General features: G+C 40.9%; 13 protein-coding genes. All 13 read right to left on the bottom strand.

Features of this window, described 5'->3' with window-relative positions:
* Positions 1-6: 6 nt before the first annotated feature.
* The 13 genes from MJO53_RS13105 to MJO53_RS13050 all read right to left on the bottom strand — a co-directional run bounded on the left by MJO53_RS13105 (position 7) and on the right by MJO53_RS13050 (position 19,968).
* The gene (locus MJO53_RS13105) at positions 7-4,428 is read right to left on the bottom strand and encodes a CusA/CzcA family heavy metal efflux RND transporter (protein WP_252079397.1); all 4,422 of its coding nucleotides are present in this window, start codon (positions 4,426-4,428) and stop codon (positions 7-9) included.
* Between the two features lie 119 nt (positions 4,429-4,547).
* Positions 4,548-4,856 carry a DUF6660 family protein gene (locus tag MJO53_RS16970; protein WP_313791018.1) on the bottom strand — a complete coding sequence of 103 codons (309 nt, stop codon included), beginning with the start codon at positions 4,854-4,856 and terminating at the stop codon, positions 4,548-4,550.
* A gap of 47 nt (positions 4,857-4,903) precedes the next feature.
* The gene (locus MJO53_RS13100) at positions 4,904-6,634 is read right to left on the bottom strand and encodes an efflux RND transporter periplasmic adaptor subunit (protein WP_252079396.1); all 1,731 of its coding nucleotides are present in this window, start codon (positions 6,632-6,634) and stop codon (positions 4,904-4,906) included.
* A 4-nt stretch (positions 6,635-6,638) separates the two neighbouring features.
* Positions 6,639-7,130, bottom strand: a complete 492-nt coding sequence (locus MJO53_RS13095; RefSeq protein ID WP_252079395.1) for a DUF305 domain-containing protein — start codon at positions 7,128-7,130, stop codon at positions 6,639-6,641.
* Between the two features lie 24 nt (positions 7,131-7,154).
* Complete coding sequence (locus MJO53_RS13090) at positions 7,155-7,862, bottom strand: PepSY domain-containing protein (protein WP_252079394.1); 708 nt, start codon at positions 7,860-7,862, stop codon at positions 7,155-7,157.
* Position 7,863: 1 nt separating this feature from the next.
* Positions 7,864-8,448, bottom strand: coding sequence for a DUF2911 domain-containing protein (locus MJO53_RS13085; protein WP_133642519.1), 585 nt, complete (start codon positions 8,446-8,448; stop codon positions 7,864-7,866).
* A 19-nt stretch (positions 8,449-8,467) separates the two neighbouring features.
* A complete protein-coding gene (locus tag MJO53_RS13080; protein WP_252079393.1) occupies positions 8,468-10,969 on the bottom strand; it encodes a heavy metal translocating P-type ATPase in 2,502 nt (833 codons plus the stop codon).
* A gap of 18 nt (positions 10,970-10,987) precedes the next feature.
* On the bottom strand, positions 10,988-11,464 hold the full coding sequence (locus MJO53_RS13075; RefSeq protein WP_127139834.1) for a YybH family protein: 477 nt from the start codon (positions 11,462-11,464) through the stop codon (positions 10,988-10,990).
* A 134-nt stretch (positions 11,465-11,598) separates the two neighbouring features.
* Positions 11,599-12,054, bottom strand: coding sequence for a heme-binding domain-containing protein (locus MJO53_RS13070; protein WP_127139833.1), 456 nt, complete (start codon positions 12,052-12,054; stop codon positions 11,599-11,601).
* On the bottom strand, positions 12,055-12,678 hold the full coding sequence (locus MJO53_RS13065) for a DUF3347 domain-containing protein (protein ID WP_127139832.1): 624 nt from the start codon (positions 12,676-12,678) through the stop codon (positions 12,055-12,057).
* Between the two features lie 34 nt (positions 12,679-12,712).
* The gene (locus tag MJO53_RS13060) at positions 12,713-14,998 is read right to left on the bottom strand and encodes a multicopper oxidase domain-containing protein (RefSeq protein ID WP_127139831.1); all 2,286 of its coding nucleotides are present in this window, start codon (positions 14,996-14,998) and stop codon (positions 12,713-12,715) included.
* A gap of 3 nt (positions 14,999-15,001) precedes the next feature.
* Positions 15,002-16,219, bottom strand: a complete 1,218-nt coding sequence (locus MJO53_RS13055; protein WP_252079392.1) for a TolC family protein — start codon at positions 16,217-16,219, stop codon at positions 15,002-15,004.
* Positions 16,216-19,968: an efflux RND transporter permease subunit gene (locus tag MJO53_RS13050; protein WP_252079391.1), complete on the bottom strand. Its 3,753-nt coding sequence runs from the start codon at positions 19,966-19,968 to the stop codon at positions 16,216-16,218. The genes MJO53_RS13055 and MJO53_RS13050 overlap by 4 nt, the downstream gene beginning before the upstream one ends.
* Between the last annotated feature and the right edge of the window lie 100 nt (positions 19,969-20,068).

The following is a 20,068-nucleotide window of genomic DNA, read 5'->3' as shown; positions in this document are numbered from 1 at the left end:
CTTTTTTTAGTTTTGGAAATATTGTAGTTTAAACAAGGCTTCTAAATAATTATCGAGTGCGTCCAGTGCATCCATTTCGGTCTGTATGGCATCACGTATAATTTGCGTGAATGCTGCATAATCAAGCGCACCTTCTTTGTAGGCGAGCAATGCGCCTTTGCGCTGGTCTATGGCAAGTGGCAGAGCTTCGGTTTTATAGAAAAACCAAGTATCTCGCCATCGTGTATAATTTTGCTGTGCTTGTGTATATTGGGATTGCAGCTCGCGTTGTTTGAATGCGGCATTGGTTTCTGCAATCTGTGCATCCAGTTTAGCAGCTTTTGCGCGGCTGCGGTCTGGGCCAGAAAACAGCGGTATGGAAATCCCTGCCTGATAGGTGTAGAAACCACTATCGCCATTTACACGTTGCAGGCCACCTTGCAGATTAAACTGGGGCAGTAAGCTTGCCCTTGCTGCATCATAGCTTGCTTGTGCTTCGTCTATACGCTTTCGCGAAAGCGATAACTCGGGATGTTCATCCAATGTATCATCAGTCTCTAACACCGAAATTTCGGTAGCTTCAAATTCATCAGCTACGGTGTACATCGTATCTGGTGTCAACCAAAGATTGAGTTTTTGTAATGCGATTAAATAATCTGTTTCTGCCTGCTGAAACCTGTTGGTTATCTGTAACGCTTGATTGCGCGCAGCAGCATATTCCAGTCTCGAAATGGCTTCGACTTCAAAATTGAGTTCTACAGATTGTGCAAATTGACCATAAATGCTGTCCAGTTCTCGATAAAGAACAAATTTCTTCTTTGCCTGAAAAGCTTCTGACCAGGCTTTTTTGACTTCCAGTTCTATCTGGATTTCAGATAGGTCAAAAGCTGTTTCGGCTAACTGGATGCGTTGTTGTTGCAAGCGTTTTTTGGCACCTATTCCCAATAGATCAATATTTTGTTGACCGATACCTATCAAGGTATAAATGCCCTGACCATCTGCCACTTCTTCGCCACCTGTAAATACTTTAGTATTACCGAAGTCATAGGCATTGCCCGTGAGTGCGCTCTGTCTTTCTATTTCGAGTTGGCTCGTCTTGAGTGCTGGATAATTCTCTTTGGCAATTTCTACAGCCCGAGATAAGGTAATGGGTGTAATGCTATCCTGAACAATGAGGTCTGGCACAGGTGCTTGTGTTTGTTGCGCTTTCGCCAAAGCGGTACCACCTAACATAAAACCAAGTATTAAAATCGTGGTCAATGCTTGCGGATTAAACGAACCAATCTTGTTCTGGTCTTTGCGCTCACGTCGCTTTTCTATAAAGATATAGAGTACAGGAAGTACTATCAACGTGAGTAGGGTGGCCGTAAGCATCCCACCAATAACTACCGTAGCGAGCGGTTGTTGCACCTCTGCACCGGCTGATGTGGAAAATGCCATAGGTAAAAACCCAAAAATATCTGTGGTAGCCGTGAGCATAATGGGGCGAATACGTTCTTTAGTCCCTTGAAATATTCTATCCTTTATGCTTGTAACACCTTCTTCCTTTAAAGAATTAAATCGGTTAATAAGTACCAGCCCGTTAAGAACTGCGACACCAAATAGCACAATAAATCCTACACCTGCCGAAATACTAAATGGCATATCTCGAAGCCATAAAGCAAACACACCACCAATGGCCGCCAAGGGTATCGCGATGTAAATCATTAGCGATTGTGAAAAGGATTTTAAGGCAAAGTATAACAGTACAAATATCAAGAACAGGGCGATGGGCACAACAATTGTTAAACGATCCTTAGCGCTTTGTAGGTTTTCAAACTCTCCACCATAGGTAATATAATATCCTGATGGCAAGTCCAGTTCTTCATCTAACTTTTGTTGTATATCTTTTACAACAGACTCCACATCTCTGCCTCGTGCATTTACACCTACATAGGTTCTTCTATACGTATTGTCACGTGAGATTTGCATAGGTCCAGGCACGTATTCAATCTCTGCTATTTCAATAATGGGTACCTGGCTTCCATCCTTAAGATCGATGTACATCGTGCGCAGGTCATCAATACTTTTTCTATGGCTTTCATCAAATCGTACCACCAGATCAAATCGTTTCTCGCCTTCAAAAATGACGCCAGCGGTACCACCTGCAAAAGCAGTACTTATGTAATCATTTACTTTTTGAATATCCAGTCCATATTGCGCCATTTTATCTCGTCTGAACTTTACGGTCATTTGTGGTAGTCCAGCTGTACGTTCTGCACTCACATCGCCCGCGCCAGGAACGGTCTTTATAATAGCTGCCATTTCCTGAACCTTGTCTGATAACACCTCTAAATCTTCGCCATATAGCTTTACTGCAATATCCTCTCTTACGCCTTCTAAAAGCTCATTAAATCTTAATTCGACCGGTTGGGTAAATGATAAATTAACCCCGACGAGTTCATCATCCAGTTTATCCCTTATGGCTTCAATCAAACCTTCTTTAGTAGAAGCAGTTGTCCACTCGTCCATATCCTTATTGAGAATGATGTACATATCTGCAATATCCATAGGCATAGGATCTGTAGGTATATCTGCCACACCTATACGTGCTGTTACCGTTTTAATTTCAGGAAAATTTTCTAATAGGATAGTTTCTATTTTCTTTGAAACTTCAATGGATTCTGTGAGCGAGCTTCCTGGTCTTATAAACGCCTGCATTGCTATATCTCCTTCATCGAGCTGCGGCACAAATTCTCCACCCATATTAGAAAATATAAAACCAGCAATAATAAGTAGAACAGCAGAAGATGATAACACGATAAGCTTAAGCCGCAGTGCACCTTTTAATAATGGCTTATAAGCACTATGTATAGCACCAATAATTTTATCACTTATCTTTTCAAGCCAACGCTCAAATTTGCCAAACCAGCTTTTGGTGTTTTGAACTGGTTTCATAAAAAGCGCAGACATCATTGGGACATAGGTAAGACACAGAATAATTGCACCTATCATAGCAAAACCAAAGGTGTATGCCATCGGTTTGAACATTTTACCTTCTACACCTGTAAGGAAAAGTATAGGTGTAAAAACTATAAGGATAATGATCTGCCCGAAAAAAGCAGAACCCATCATCGTGGTTCCGGCATCATAGGCTACTTTATCCATTACGCCTTGATTGAATTTTAGCTTTCCAGACCTAATCCGTTTTTGGATCTCATACACCGTTCCTTCTATAATAATCACGGCACCATCTATAATAATCCCAAAGTCTATAGCTCCCAAGCTCATTAAGTTTGCCCATACATTAAATTGCTTCATTAATATAAAGGCAAAAAGCAAGGACAACGGTATGGTCGTGGCCGTTATGATGCCACCTCTTAAACTACCCAACAATAAAACAAGGGCAAATATCACGATTAGGGCGCCTTCCAGTAAATTGGTTTTAACGGTATCGGTCGTTCTGGCAATTAGCTCACTACGATCAATGATAGGGGCGATAGTGAGACCTTCTGGCAGGGATTTTTCAATTTCTGCCATACGATTCTTAACATTTTGAATAACCGCATTAGGGTTTGAACCTTTTAGCATCATTATTATTCCTCCCACGGCTTCCTTACCGTCTTGCGTAAAAGCACCATAACGTACCTGATTCCCAAAATGGACGCGTGTTGCAACATCTCCAATAGTTACGGGAATGTTGCCCTCGTTAATAATCGAAATATCTTTAATGTCTTCCAAAGAGCGAATAAGACCTTCACCTCTTATGAAATTTGACATTTTATTTTTTTCTATGTAAGCACCGCCTGTATTCACATTGTTCCGAGCGAGAGCCTCATACACTTGTGAAATACTAATACCCAAACTATTCAACTTATCTGGGTTGACAGTGACCTCGTACTGTTTAATACTGCCTCCATAAGAGTTGACCTCTACCACGCCTTCCAGTAATGTGAGTTGTCGTTTGATAACCCAATCTTGCACGGTGCGCAGTTCCATAGGCGAATACTTGTTTTCAAAACCCTCCTCTGGCTTTATAGTGTATTCATAGATTTGACCTAAACCAGTAGAGATGGGACCCATAGATGGACTTCCAAATTTTTCAGGGATAGATTCGCCCAGTTCGTTTAGTTTTTCCTGTACCAGCTGTCGAGGAAGATAGGTTCCCATATCGTCTTCAAAAACGATAGTAACTACGGAAAGGCCAAAGCGTGAGATAGATCTTATTTCTGTAACGCCTGGTAAATTACCCATAGATAGTTCTACGGGATAGGTTACGAACTGTTCAATATCTTCCGTTCCCAGATTGGGCGATTGCGTGATGACCTGCACCTGATTATTGGTAATATCTGGGACAGACCCAAGGTTTACTGTTGCCATTGACCAAATGCCAACTCCTATAAGAGTCAACGTGAACAGACCAATGATGAATTTGTTATTGATTGAAAAATCAATGATTCTGTTAATCATAGATTAATGTATTAATTCAGTTAAAAAACGAGTTTGCGTTTTCGCGTAGCAAAAACATAGTTGAGCATTCCCATTAGGAAAACTTCAAAAAAGGATATAGTTATCCTATGAAAACTGAATTATGCCCGAGGTGGCTGAAAAAGGGAATGGGGAATATCTTTGCCAAGGTCATCGAAATGGGCAAAGAATTCTTGAGGAATAGCAGGCTGTAGCGGTTGAAATGCAACAAGCCCAAAATTTATCGTGTGAACGTGACAACAATGACATTGACAGAAAGGCGAGCATAACTCACAGTCTTGGTCGTGGTCGCCATCAATATCAATTACTGTAACAACTTGGGTATCATCGGCACTATTTGTCGCATCGCTACAAGGCACTACATTGAGTGCCAAGAAATAAAACGATAAAATGATTGCTACAACTTTCACAATGCAAAGATAAAAATATTTTGGTGCAACTGTGTTGCAAATGATTTTTACAACGAATCAATCACACTTCCGCAAGTCAACATTGCATCGCCATAGTATGGATTTCTTATTTCTTCTTCCATACTTAACCATACCGCACCTTTATTGTTATTTGCCATAGGGCATTTCTGAATGTAATAATTTGTCGAGTTTTCTATGCTCATTGCAATAGGCACGATATTCTCGTTTAGAATGACGAAGTGAGCGCGCTGGTTTTCCAGATTATCATTGTTTGCAATGGCATCCAGCATCTCAATACTTTTGGTTAAATGTTGTTTTTCCATCGTACCTAAATCATCAGTCGATATTGCTTTTAATTTTTCTGATGTCGCTTTCGCGAAAGCGGAAACTTGACTTGCATCGCTTGCTACAAGGGCATCTTTCATTTTGAGATATGATGGTAATGCTTTGTCGAAATCAGAACTAAACGCATTGCTGAAACTCATTTCCATATCGCCCATCATAGCCGATTCATCTGGCATCATCTGTTGATTCATCATTGATTTTTTACCCTGTAATTGAGCAGCTGCATCTACTGTAAATGTTCCATTGGTAACAATTTCATCGCCATTATTTAATCCGGCCGATACTTGGTAAGTTTCGCCAGAGCGATTTCCCAAGGTTACCTCGCGCATTTCAAAAACAGGCTCGTTAGGATTGGTTTTAATATATACCAATGAGCGCTCGCCCGTCCATAGTACAGCACTTGCAGGTACGGTAAGGGTATTTTCCATAGTTTGCGTTGCGCCTTTAACCTTGCCCGTCACAAACATTCCTGGCTTAAACAGGTCATTCTTATTTTGCAGAGTTGCACGTACCGTTATCGTTCGTGTCGCATTATTTAGAATAGGGTCGATGAATGAGATAGTGCCTTCAAATTCCTTATTGGGATAAGCATTGGTCGTGATATTGATTTTTTGCCCAATGTTGAATTGCGCTATTTGATTTTCATAGGCATCAAATTCTGCCCAAACCGAATTGAGGTTGCTCAACTTCACAATAGGCTGTCCTTGATTTACATAATCGCCTTGTGCTGCCATTACTTCTGAAACCGTTCCGGAAACCGTTGCATAAATCCGGAAATTCTCACGTACCGTTCCACTTTCCTCAATAGCATTGATTTGCGTATCTGATAGTTTCCAGTTTTTGAGCTTGCTGCGAACAGCTTTGTATAAAGCAGGTTGCGATTCCTTAAGCGATGCTGCGGTAATCAATTCCTGTTGTGCCGCTACAAGGTCCGGTGCGTAAATGGTTGCCAATAACTGACCACGATTTACTTGCTGACCTTGATAGTTAACGTTGAGTTGTTCTATCCTACCTTTGAAATAGCTGGATTGTACGGTATTGTTTTCTTCGTTTGCCGCTATTTTTCCCGAAAGGGATATCATCCCATCATCATCGCCAGCTTTTGCATTTCCTACAATAGTAGTCTGGATATTTGCTAACGCCATTGCGTTTTCAGTCATTTTTATCTCGTTTGCAGCGAGACCATCTGCACCAGCTTCAGCAGGGATTAAGTCCATTCCACATATTGGGCAATCACCAGCTTCGGGTTGCATAATCTGTGGGTGCATAGAGCACGTCCACATCTGTTCTGCGCTCTCGCCAGAGTGGTCGTGGTCGGACATATCAGACGTATCCTTATTTGCTGCATTGTCTGAGCTATTTCCAAAAATGAGCCAGCCTGCGCCCAAACCTATGATAACGGCTATTGCTATATATAGAATGTTCTTTTTCATAATCTTATTTTTCATTTTCTAAACGCTCAATCATTGCTTTCATTTCAGCAATTTCCCTACGTTGCGCTTTAATGATTTCTTCAGCCAATTTTTTGACTTCAGGGTCTTCAATATCTGCCCGTTCACTTGTTAAAATGGCGATGGAATGGTGTGGTATCATTGCTTTCATCCAAAGTACATCGCCTACGGTTGACTTTTGGTCACGTACGAGTCCTAATGCACCTACAAAGAGAACGATACTTCCCAAGACTATGGCGATATTCTTCTTTTTATTTTGGTACATACCACGCATTGCCACAAACATAATGATGGCCATAGCTGCGATACCAAGGCAGACCATATAAAACCTCGTTAGGCTAAACCAAACGTGGTCCCATTCATAAGTGTTTAAATACATCGTAATGTACATTGCTACAAAAGAGCAAGCGAGCATCGCTACAAAACGTGTGTAATGGTTTTTTGATTTTCCTGAATTTTTGTGTTCGTTTGAATTCATAATTTTTGGTTTTTTTGTTACTAATTATTTAATTTTCTTTTTTAGTTTTCTGATTGATGGGGAACTGATGTACCATAAAACGAAACCGCTTAAGACGGTTATCAATCCCAAAAGTGAAAATGCCCTTAACAACAACGTGTTGAAATTATCCCTTCCCTGATAATCCATAGTATGGGTCATCCATAGAAAATCAAACCAGCGCCAATCCCTGTGTCTCACCGTTTGAAAAGCGCCATTTTCAACCGCCACATAGGCTTTTAAATTTTGTGGTGTCTCATACAAGATTTCATAAGCTGGAAGTGGGCGACCGCGATATTCGTGATGTGACCCTACAGAATCGACTAATTGAATTTTTGCTATTTCTAAATCGTCCAACATATACCTATTTGCAACTTGTTGTGCCTCTTCTTTAGAAATTCCATTTTTCCTTTGTCCCGTTCTTGCATTATAAAGCTGTGCTTCATTAATCCAATAATAAGGTTCATTTGCGATTTCCAGTAGTTCCAAAGATTTTACGGATTCTTTTGTAGCCAGTTGGGATGTACCGAGCAAATTATCAAAAGAGGTCTGCACCGGTGCCGATTTCTTAAAATGGTCACCGTGTATCTCGTCGATGTCCGTCCAGCTGAAATACATCCCGCTAATTGTCCACATCAAAAACTGAATACCTAAAAAGATACCCAAATAGCGGTGTGCTTTTCTAATCCATTTCGCTGTTTTTCTATTTACCATTTTACTTTATTTCAAAAGGAAATTCAATCGTTACTTTTTCCCAACTCATTGAGATTGTTCCTGAAGTCTCTGTTGTTTTGTTTACTTTATACTCTAAATGTTCTTTGATATCTTCAGAAGTTTTAGGTGTTACTTTGAATCGTAATACATCATCATTTTCAGTATAGTCGTCCTTACCGTGTTGGTTCCAATTCCTGTTGAAAATGACAGTCCATTCTTCCTGATTCGGAATTACAAAAAACCCGTATTTTCCAGCTTTCAATTCTTTACCGTCGATTTCTAAATCCTTATTTGTTTCAAGCCAAGTAGCCATATGGGCACCAGCCTGCCAGACTTGGTCGTAAGCCAACAATCCACCGAAAATAATTCTATCCCTTACGCCTGGCGACGAATAATCTATATGGATATGAGCATCACCTATCATAGCCATTGCCGATGTGTGTGGACTTAGGGTTTTTTTGTTCTCAGATTTAGGTTCACTCTGGGTATGATTGTGCTCTGTCTCTATTTTGGTATTATTCTTTTCTTCATTTTTACATCCGCTGACAGCAACTACCAATAGGATTATCAAAATTTTATATTTCATAAGTATTCAATTAGTTAGATTATATGTTTTTACTTTTTAGACGTAATGAGTTGGCAATTACCGATACCGAACTGAAGCTCATCGCCAAAGCCGCAATCATTGGCGATAAGAGTATTCCAAAAAACGGATACAGTAGTCCTGCTGCAATAGGGATACCCAGCGTGTTATAAATCATTGCAAAAAAGAGGTTTTGTTTGATATTGCGCATTACTGCATCACTTAGATTTCTTGCCTTTACGATACCGTGTAAATCGCCTTTCACCAAGGTAATGGCTGCACTTTCAATGGCAACATCCGTACCTGTTCCCATTGCGATACCTACATCACTTTTAGCGAGTGCAGGTGCATCATTGATACCATCGCCTGCCATTGCAACCACCTTGCCTTGCTCTTGTAATTTCTCGACTTCCTGCAATTTGTTTTCCGGTAGCATACTTGCTTGAAAATCGGCAAGGTTAAGCTCATCTGCGACAGCTTGGGCGGTGTCGTGATTATCACCAGTAAGCATAATGACCGCAATTCCCTTATTCTGCAAATCCTTGATAGCTTTTGCACTCGTTTCCTTGATTTTGTCGCCGATAACGACGTAGCCTACAACTTGACCTTCTACAGCGAGATAGGAAACCGTTTTCCCTTGTTTTTGGTAGGATTGTGCCTCGTTTTCCATAGCTTCGGTAAGTGTAGCATTTGCCTGTTCGATCATTTTGGCGTTACCTAAAGCCACTTCTTTATTGTTCACTTCACCTTCAACGCCTTTTCCAGTTACTGCGTTAAATCCATCTGCTTTTAAAAACTCTGCGTTTTGTTCTTTTCCATATTTTACGGTGGCTTCCGCCAGCGGATGTTCACTTTGGCTGTTCAAGGAAACAATGTATTGTAGTACTTCGGTTTCGGTAAACCCCTTCTCAAAAGAACCCACTTTCTCAACTGTAGGTTTTCCTTCAGTTATCGTTCCGGTCTTATCGACAATGAGAGTATCGACCTTATCCATTTTTTCAAGGGCTTCGGCATTTTTAATAAGCACACCATTCTGCGCACCTTTGCCAACGCCGACCATTACAGACATTGGTGTCGCAAGCCCCAAAGCACAGGGACAGGCGATAATTAATACGGCAATCGCATTGACCAAAGCATAAACATAGGCTGGCTCTGGGCCCCAAATTGCCCAAACGGCAAATGTAACAACAGCGATTATAACAACGATTGGCACGAAATATCCCGAAACGGTATCGGCCAACTTTTGGATGGGTGCACGGCTTCGACTGGCATCATTGACCATCTGTATAATCTGTGATAACAAAGTGTCAGACCCAACCTTTTCAGCTTTCATCAAAAAGGACTGATTGCCATTGATAGTTCCGCTACTTACTTTATCATCTACTGATTTGTTTACAGGAATGGGTTCGCCCGTAATCATCGATTCATCTATAGAAGTTTCGCCTTCGGTAATAACGCCATCCACAGGAATCTTATCGCCCGGCTTCACACGTAGGATATCGCCCAATTCAATTTCATCGATGGCCACTTCCTGTTCTTCCCCATCAACTACCTTTATAGCCTTGTTAGGTGCCAATTTTAAAAGTTCCTTGACTGCGGAATTGGTCTTGCTATGCGCACGAGCTTCGAGGACTTGACCAAGTAGAACCAAAGTTAGAATCACCGTAGCAGCCTCAAAATAGACGTGAACCGTACCGGCTTCGGTCTTGAATTGGTCAGGGAAAAAATCGGGTACGAGCATCCCGAACACGCTGAAGAGCCAAGCAACGCCAGCACCGATACCGATAAGCGTAAACATATTTAAGTTCCAAGTCTTTATACTGCGGTAGGCACGTTCAAAGAACATCCAAGTAGCGTAGAATACCACAGGAATAGAAAGCGCAAATTGAATCCAGTTCCAATATTTTAATTCTAAAACATCATATAAGGGGTTGTTGGGCAGCATTTCGGACATTGCAATGATAAAAATGGGCAATGTGAAAGCGACCGCTATCCAGAACTTTTTAAGAAGTTTTTTATAGGTCTTTTCCTCTGCGGATAAATCGGGTTCCATAGGCACTAAATCCATCCCACAAATTGGACAGCTTCCCGGTTCATCCTTAATAATTTCGGGATGCATCGGACAGGTATATTGGGTGTCGGAAGTAGCCGTTAGGTTAACTTCTTCAACCAAATCCATTCCGCAAACAGGACAGTCGCCTGGTTTGTCGTAAGTCTTGTCGCCCTCGCAATGCATCGGACAGTAAAATGTTCCCGTTCCTTGACCTTTGGGTTTCTCAACTTTCTTCTTATCGTGGGTATGCTGATGTTCGCCATTTTGATGGATACTGTATTGCCCACCATCGGCTTTAAGCGCCTCTTGAAATTTCTCTATTGGAATATGGGATTCCATTTCTATGGTCGCTTCGGCTTTTTCTAAATCAACTGTTACTTTTGAAACACCATCCACTTTAGACAGCGTTTCCTCTACGTGACTTCGACAACCATTGCAGGTCATTCCGTGTATGTGGTAGGTGTGTTTCATTTTATGATTGGCTAAAAATTATTTAACATTTCTTGATGATGAATGTGTTTTTACTATCTGCCATTTTTCATCTATCTTCTTAAGGATAGAAGTCGCCACCCCTTTTTTCTTTATGGTTCGAGTATTGGCTTTATCATCGGGATTGAGAACTATGGTGTAGACATAAGTTTCGGTAGTAAACGCATAGGGCAAATCTACTTCTGCATCAATTTCATAATCTGAAAATTCAAACTTCTTGAAATGCCCCAATTCTGGACCCAAATGATGTTCTATATAGTGGGCATAGGTGCCTTCAACACCACCAGATTCAAAAACCTCGGAATCTTCTGTAAATAAGTCAAAAGTACCTTCGGTTGTCAAGTTTTGTAGCGCATCTTTGTAGGTTTTCATTACTTTAAGCACGGCTTGCTTTTCTGTGTTTGTATCTTGTCCGAACACTTGGCTTGTTGCTATTATAATTAATGCGAATATTGTAGTTTTTCTAAGTGCATTCATCCTGTTTATTTTTAAGAATTTTTACTCAAATTCATTTATATCATTATTCATTTTTCTAATATTTTTTATTGTGCCTGACAAGGGAAGGGCTACTAACTAACCAACCATCAACTTTCCCTTCCCATATCAGGACTTTATTCCAAACTGTCTTTTAACGCTGTCATATAATCTATTATCATCCTCTTATCTTCATCTGAAAGAATTGCATCTTTATGAATGAGTGTATAAGAATCCAAGGGCATTTTATCTTCTTCGATTTGGCTTATGATAGACCGAAGTTTACTATTCTTTCGCCGGTCTGAATATGTTGCCCATTCATTAAAATTAAGTTCGTCCTTACCTTCTTGTATGTGATCTTCCAGAAACCAAGCCGCAGGCTGTATCTTACTATACCACGGATAATCTGTATTATTACTGTGGCAATCGTAGCAAGAAACCTGCAACCGATTTTTTATCGTTGCAGGCACTTGATTTTCGACCATAAAATCACTTTGCGGTACATAATCGCTCTCGTTCAGGATTATTGGAAAGAACTGAATCACTACCAATGCCACAAGGGCAAGCCACGCTATGATTTTTAAAAACTTCAATTAGTTGATTTCTCGCTGTACTTTACCGCATTTCAACATTTTATCACCGAAATAGGGGTTTCTAATTTCTTCGTTCATACTAAGCCAAGCACCACCTTTATTGTTATCATACATTGGGCAGAATTGCTCATAAAGCTTCATCCCTGTTCCCGTAATGGCAACCATATCTGTAACATCTTTACTCAATACTTTGAAATGCTCACGCTGATGTTTGATGTCACTTTCTGAAATATGCTCTGCGTGTTCCGTAGCATCTTCGATAATGTCATTCAATTCTGATTTTTCACTTTCAGAATATTTTGATGCATCAAAAGATTTAAGAGATTTAACCAATGTGCCTCCCATTTCCTTTGCTTTATCATTATCATCGCCTACGAGGGCATCTTTAAGACTGAAATAGTCATTAAGAACCGCTTGTGCATTCCCATCTCCGTTCATTGCCATTTCCTTTTTCTCGCTATCATGATGCCCATCGGAATTATCGTGGTTCATTTTTGAATGGTCTTCCTCAGTACTCGTTTCAGAATTGGTACTGCTTTCTGTTTTAGCATCTTTACAAGACACTACTGTTAAGGTTACAAATGCTATTGCAACCACTCCTAATACTAATTTTAATTTGCTCATTTTTTGTTTGTTTAAAAGTTATTAATCGTTTTTTTTAAAATCGGGCTAAAAGACCGCCACCCCAGCCATATCTGTTATTATAATTTCCTTGTATTGAAAAGTTGCGGGATAAGATATATGAAGCTCCAATTAACCATTGAGTTTCACCTTCATAAGATTTGTTATTTTCTAACTCATTGACCCATCCAAAATCTGCTCTGTACTCATATTCACCTTCCAAGAAAATTCTTGGAAAAATCAACAACTCCCTGTCCAGACGTATTCTTGGGCGAAGTTGATGGTCAATACTCACATCCACATTAAACCTATAAGGCGTGAAATATTTAACTCCAACCAATCCCACAGTATTGAATGTATCATAAGAATCTGGTGTTGAAGTTTCAGTATTTACGCCTGCGTACACGCGTACCCAATCATTGAGATATCTATTATAATTCACTTCTATCTCGGCATTTTGGTTATAATCAAACTCGGCACGTAGTCCAAATTCGTTGCGGATGTTGCTCGACATCAATAAAAGTTCATTAAAGTTTGAACCTCCACGAAGCATTCCCCACGAATAGTAATGGTCTGTCTCGTCAATTAGGTTTTGTACTGGATAAGGTTTCATCCTTTCATCTCGTGGTGTATCATAGCTAAATACTCTTGCCATACCACCCATCATATGATATAGTACGTGACAATGAAAGAACCAATCACCATATTCTTCGTTATAAAATTCGATGACCACTTTTTGCATTGGTGGTACGTTAACCGTGTGCTTTAATGGTGAACGCTCTCCATTTTCATTAATCACCCTAAAATAATGACCGTGCAAGTGCATTGGGTGGTGCATCATTGTCAGATTATTTAAGGTAATCCTTGTAACCTCATCACTTTTAATTTTAATTTTGTCTGTTTCCGAAAGTGGTACGCCATTCATACTCCAAACATAGCGCTGCATATTACCTGTTAGATTCAGTAAAATTTCATTTACTGGCACATCAGTCTTAAAAGTGGTGTTTTCCTTTGCCTTTAAAAAATCATAATTGAAATAAGTTTTACGTGTATCATAATTAAATGAAGCGGTGTCCTTTTGCATCGTAGACATCTTATGATTCATTGGCGTCGCATCCTTTTTCATTTCCATATTCATTTCATTCTCCATCTTCATCTGTCCGTCTTTCATATCCATATTCATCTTCATTCCATATTTCTGCATTAGGGCTTCGGGTGTATTTCTATTTTTATTTCCCACTAAAGCAGGTGCACCCATCTTCATATCCATTTTTGCCATTTGCTTCATCATAGCCACTTTATCTGGTCTGTCTATTACAGTTGCTGGATACAATTTTCCGCTACCCAAGTGAATGGATGTACTACCAGAACCATCTTGCGCTGTGGCAGTAATTTCTAAAGTGCCTTCTGGAATGGTTACAATGACATCATAGGTTTCGGCAATTGCAAAAAGAAATCGGTTTTTATATTCTGGTGTTACATCCACACCATCACTCGCAACTATCATCGGGTTACCACCACCAAAATCCACCCAATAATAAGATGAAGCAGATGCATTGATAAAACGTAGTCGTACTTTTTCACCTGTTTTAAACTCTGGATATTCTGCAAGTTTTTTACCATTGGACAAGAACGCAGGATAGTAGATGTCTGCAATATCTGCACCTTCCATTCTATCACGCCAAAAATTAAATTGTGCTCCCAGTGCACCTTCTTTAATCACTCTACTTAATGGTACTGCTGTCCCTTTTTTAACCTGATACCATTCGTTTCCTCGTTTAAGGTTTCGCAACACATTCATTGGTTTTTCGTTGGTCCAGTCAGATAACACTACAACCAAATCTTTGTCGTAGTCCAAAGTCTTTTCTTTAGGATGAATGACGATTGAGCCATAAACTCCTTTTTGCTCTTGTAACATCGTATGGGAATGATACCAATATGTACCAGATTGGTTTATAGGTATTCTATATTGAAATGTAGTATTTGGTTTTATAGGTGGCGTAGTTAAATAAGGCACACCATCATAAAAATTAGGAAGTATTAAACCGTGCCAATGTACAGAGGTTTCTTCATCCATTTTATTGGTTACGTTAATAATGGCAAGGTCACCTTCATTAAATTCTAATGTAGGACCTGGAATGCCACCATTAATTGTCATTCCGTTTGCGGTTACACCTGCAAGGGTTATTTCATTTTCTTCGATAGTAAGGTTATATTCTTTTATGTTTCGACCTTCTTCTTTTCTATCTTCACCATTTGTCCCAACTTGGGCGAATGTAATTGAAGTTAAGAATAAGAGAAGTATTGTGTTAAGTGTTTTCATTGTTTACTTAATTAAATAATTAATGATTGTACTTTGCACATAGTAGGTCTTCACAGATTCTATTTGGTTTATTTGAAACTTTAATTGCAATTCCTGAATGTCCAGCACATCATTAAAATCGATAGTGACGGTCTCATAGTTCTTTACCAGAATTTCTTCGGCATCTTTGGCTTGTTTCAGGTTACGAGCTTGTGTGTTGTATGCTATGCGTCCTTGGTTACGTTGTGATTGCGCTTTCGCGAAAGCGGATTCCAGCACATTCAATCGCTGTTCCCGTTGGGTTTCTATTTCTTGCTGTCGCAGTTCATTTTGCCTTGAAATGGATTTGTAGCGATTGTTGAAAATGGGGATGGAAACCGACACCATCGGCATCAATACATCTTTCCCATTATCGCTGAAATTGACATCGCTGCGTTCCGTTACGGGCAGGTAGTCTAAACCAAAACCAATCATAGGCAAACTCTCGCGCTGGTTGAGCAGTTCAGATTGTGCTACCGATTCATAGAGTTTGTCATATTTGAGCAGTTCGGGATTGAGTGATAGCGCTTCATTAGTATAAAATGGGTCTTCCTGTGGAATTTCCATTTCTGGAACAACGTCAACCGTCATCATTGCATCACGGTTGAGCAAATTGTTAAAAGTCGTTTGTTCTGCTGTAAATTCTTCTTCCAGCACTTCCTTTTGTTGTTGTAATTCATTTTGTCTAATCTGAAGTCGCAACACATCTACGGCACTCGCTTTGCCCACTTCTACAGATGTGAGTGCAAGTCGTTCGTAGGTTTCCAGTAGCTGTATATTTTCATCCAGTACGGCTTGCTTGGCTCTTATGGCAAATAGACGATAATAGGATTGTGCGACCGAAAGTGCCAGCTTACGCTTTGCAATCGTAATGTCCACATATTCGGCATCTGCCATTGCGGTGGCATAATTTTCACGAGCTGTAATAGTACCGAACCACGGCAACATCTGTTTTACGCCTATTCGTGCACGTTGCGCACCCACTCTTGTTTCAGGCTCGCTCACAAAGTAGCCGGCACTTACTTCGGTATTTGGAATCCAGTTGGCTTCGTTTACCTTTTCTTCGGCGATGTTGTATCGCAATTCAAAGGCTTGAATTTCTGGATTGTTGGCTTCAGCTTCCTGAATGTAGGATTGTAATTGTTGCGCTTTCGCGAAAGCAGTAACAAACAAGAACACCAGTATATATTTTAATTTTTTCATCTGTTTGCTTTTTTAAGTTGGTATTCCTTTTTCCAGCTGTACAGGACTGGCAATAGGAAATAGGACGTGACATCGATTATCATTCCGCCAAAAATGGGAATTGCCATCGGTATCATTATATCGCTTCCCTTTCCTGTGGATGTGAGTACGGGAAGTAGTGCCAACACCGTAGTTACAGTAGTCATTAAACATGGACGAATGCGTTTACCTGCGGCTTCCAAAGCGGCGAGACGAATGCCCTTTTTATTGTCTGGTTCGTTGCTTTTGAAAGATTGGTCTAAATAGGTGGCCATTACCACACCATCATCCGTAGCAATACCGAAGAGGGCAATAAAACCTACCCAAACGGCCACACTTAAATTGATGGTTTTCATATTGAACAAGTCCCGCAGATTTTCGCCAAAAAAGCCGAAGTTGAAAAACCAATCTTGCCCGTACAGCCATATCATTATAAAGCCACCTGCAAAGGCCACGGCGATTGCAGTAAACACCATAAGAGACGTAGAGACGGACCTGAACTGGAAATACAAAATCAAGAAAATGACGAGCAAACAAAGCGGTACGACAACCGATAGCGTTTTTTCTGCCCGTAACTGATTTTCATATGTTCCCGTAAAACGATAGCTCACGCCCTGTGGTACGACCAGCGAACCCTTATCAATATTTTGTTGAATCAGCGCTTGGGCATTTTCTACCACATCCACTTCGGCAAAGCCGTCGAGTTTATCAAACAGCACGTAGCCAATTAGAAAAGTGTCTTCACTTTTAATGACTTGTGGACCTTGCTCGTATCGAATTTTAACCAATTCGCCCAACGGTACAGGGCTACCTTTTTCCACTGGAACATAGATATTTTTAAGGTCGTCTGGGTCTGCCCGTAACTCTCGTGGATAACGCACACGCACCGCATAACGCTCACGACCTTCAACAGTTTGCGTGAGTGGCATTCCGCCCACGGCCACTTGAAGGATTTCCTGAACTTCCATTATGGACACACCATATCGAGCCAATTGGTCTCGCTTAATATCTATGAGCAAGTAGGGTTTGCCCACGATTCGGTCTGCAAAAACAGCTTGTTCCTTAACGCCTTCGGCTTGTTTTAGGATATCTTCCAATTCCAGTCCAAAACTTTCAATAGACTTTAAATCGGGACCTTTTACCTTGATGCCCATAGGTGCGCGCATACCTGTTTGTAGCATTACCAGTCGTGTTTCGATAGGTTGCAGCTTGGGTGCCGATGTAACGCCTGGTAATTTGGTTACTCGAACTATCTCGTTCCAAATATCATCTGGACTTTCAATGTCCGGTCGCCAGTTTCGGTAGTACTCGCCATCGTCATCTTCAATCAAGTCTTCGCGTGTAGCAGTCGTTTTTAGCGATGTTTCGGCATAGTTGACGCCTTCATCTATCTCATTGTTTGGGTTGATAATGAATTTGTTATTCTTCAGTACAAATAATCCATCGTCATTGACCTTGTAACGTTGTCGCTCGCCAGAACTATTCCGCATATATTCCGATTTATACTGAATCACATTTTCATACATCGAGAGTGGTGCTGGGTCAAGTGCGCTTTCGGTTCTTCCCGCTTTTCCCACCACGGTTTCAATTTCAGGAATGCTTGCCACAGCCATATCGAGCTGTTGCAGCACACGCTTATTTTCTTCTACACCTGCGTGTGGTAAGGATGTAGGCATCAAAAGAAATGAACCTTCATTGAGTGCTGGCATAAATTCTTTGCCCGTATTTCGCATTATGATGATGCCCAGCGTAAGGACCGTAAGGGGAACGATTAAGAATAGATACCGGTTTTGAAGTGCCCAACGTAAAATACGCTCGTAGTATATTCTGAAAATCGAGAATACACCCAGCAGTCCAAAACAGATGATGGAAACAAATATCAGGTTCATCACGATGCTTCGGTCAAAGCCCAATGGTCGCCAGTATTCTGCTAATAAAACTACGATGGCAATAGATGAAATGATAATATCAAGCAGATTTTTGCGCTTTTTGGAAAGCGTACCACGAATCTTTAAGAACGATGTGATGGCAAAGGCGATAAGAATTAGTCCTAACCAGAATCCGTAAATAATGGCGAGAATTCCCAATAAAACAAGCAAGCCATTAATGGCATACTGTGTACGTTCTCGAACACTCGTCTTACGGAAAAGAAATGCCGCAATGGGTGGAATGAGAAATAGCGCAATGATAAGCGATGCCGTGAGTGCCATTGTTTTGGTAAAGGCAAGCGGACGGAACAGTTTTCCTTCGGCACCTATCATTGTGAATACGGGTAGGAAGCTGATTATGGTCGTCAGTACAGCCGTCAGAATAGCACCAGAAACTTCGGCAGTTGCGTTGTAGATGATTTCGTTCGTGGTGTATTCCTTACCATTTTCATTAAGGCGTAGCTTTTCATCTTCCAAGTGCCGTATCATATTTTCGGCGAGTATTACGCCCACGTCCACCATTGTACCGATGGCAATGGCAATACCGGAAAGTGCGACGATGTTTGCATCTACATTAAAGAGCTTCATCGTGATAAAAACCATCAGAACTGCTACGGGTAACAATCCCGAAATTAGGATGGATGCACGTAGATTGAACACCATAATAATAATGACTAAAATGGTAATCAAGATTTCCAAAGTCAAAGCTTCGTTGAGCGTGCCCAACGTTTCCTGTATGAGTTCGGTACGGTCGTAAAACGGCACGATGGTTACTTGCGAGGTGCGACCATCTGATAAAGTTTTTGTTGGAAGTCCAGAGCTTATTTCGGCAATTTGTGCCTTGACATTATTGATGACTTCCAACGGATTTGCACCGTAGCGAGCGACTACGACACCACCTACGACTTCGGCACCTTCCTTATCGAGAATGCCACGTCTGGCAGCAGGACCCAAATGAACGTTAGCTACGTCTTTAATGCGGATGGAAGTAAAGTTTTCTGAATCAACAACCGCACTTTCAATGTCTGCGATTGACTTGACGTAGCCCAATCCGCGCACGAGATATTCGGCTTGATTTATTTCGAGGGTTTGTGCACCTATATCCTGATTGCTTTGCTTTACGGCTTTGACCACATCGCCCATACTTACATTATATTGACGCATTTTTTCTGGGTCGATATCGACTTGATATTCCTGAACATAACCACCAATGGAAGCCACTTCAGAAACACCGCTTGCAGAGGATAATCCATACTTCACATAATAGTCCTGAATGCTACGCAATTCCTGTAAATCCCATCCGCCAGTTACGTTGCCATCTTTATCGCGACCTTCCAATGTGTACCAAAATATCTGTCCGAGACCTGTGGCATCTGGCCCTAATGATGGGTTGACACCATCGGGCAAGAGGTTTGCAGGAAGTGAGTTCAGTTTTTCAAGAATGCGACTGCGCGACCAATAGAACTCGATATCTTCTTCAAAAATGATATAGATGCTGGAAAACCCAAACATCGAAGAACTACGGATGGTTTTCACGCCTGGAATACCCAAAAGGGAAGTGGTAAGCGGATATGTGATTTGGTCTTCAATATCCTGTGGCGAGCGCCCTTGCCACTTGGTAAAAACAATTTGTTGGTTTTCACCAATGTCTGGAATGGCATCAACGGCAACTGGGTCTGTGGGCAGAAAGCCAGTTTCCCAATTAAAAGGCGCGTTGACCACGCCCCAACCCACGAATAGGGCAAGTAGTAGAACGGCAACAAGTTTGTTTTCTATGAGAAATTTAATGCTCTTATTCAGCATAGCATTTGATTATTAGATAATTGGAATTACGTGTTGCAGAATATGGCAAACACGAGTTTTAGCCCACTACAGCATAGCTATTGGGCTTCATTCAAAAAAT

Origin of the sequence: Flagellimonas marinaquae, from assembly GCF_023716465.1 — a bacterium.
GTDB classification, from domain to species: Bacteria; Bacteroidota; Bacteroidia; order Flavobacteriales; family Flavobacteriaceae; genus Flagellimonas; species Flagellimonas alginolytica.
Note: the sequence above shows the minus strand (reverse complement) of the source record. Positions and strands in the feature narration are given on the sequence as shown.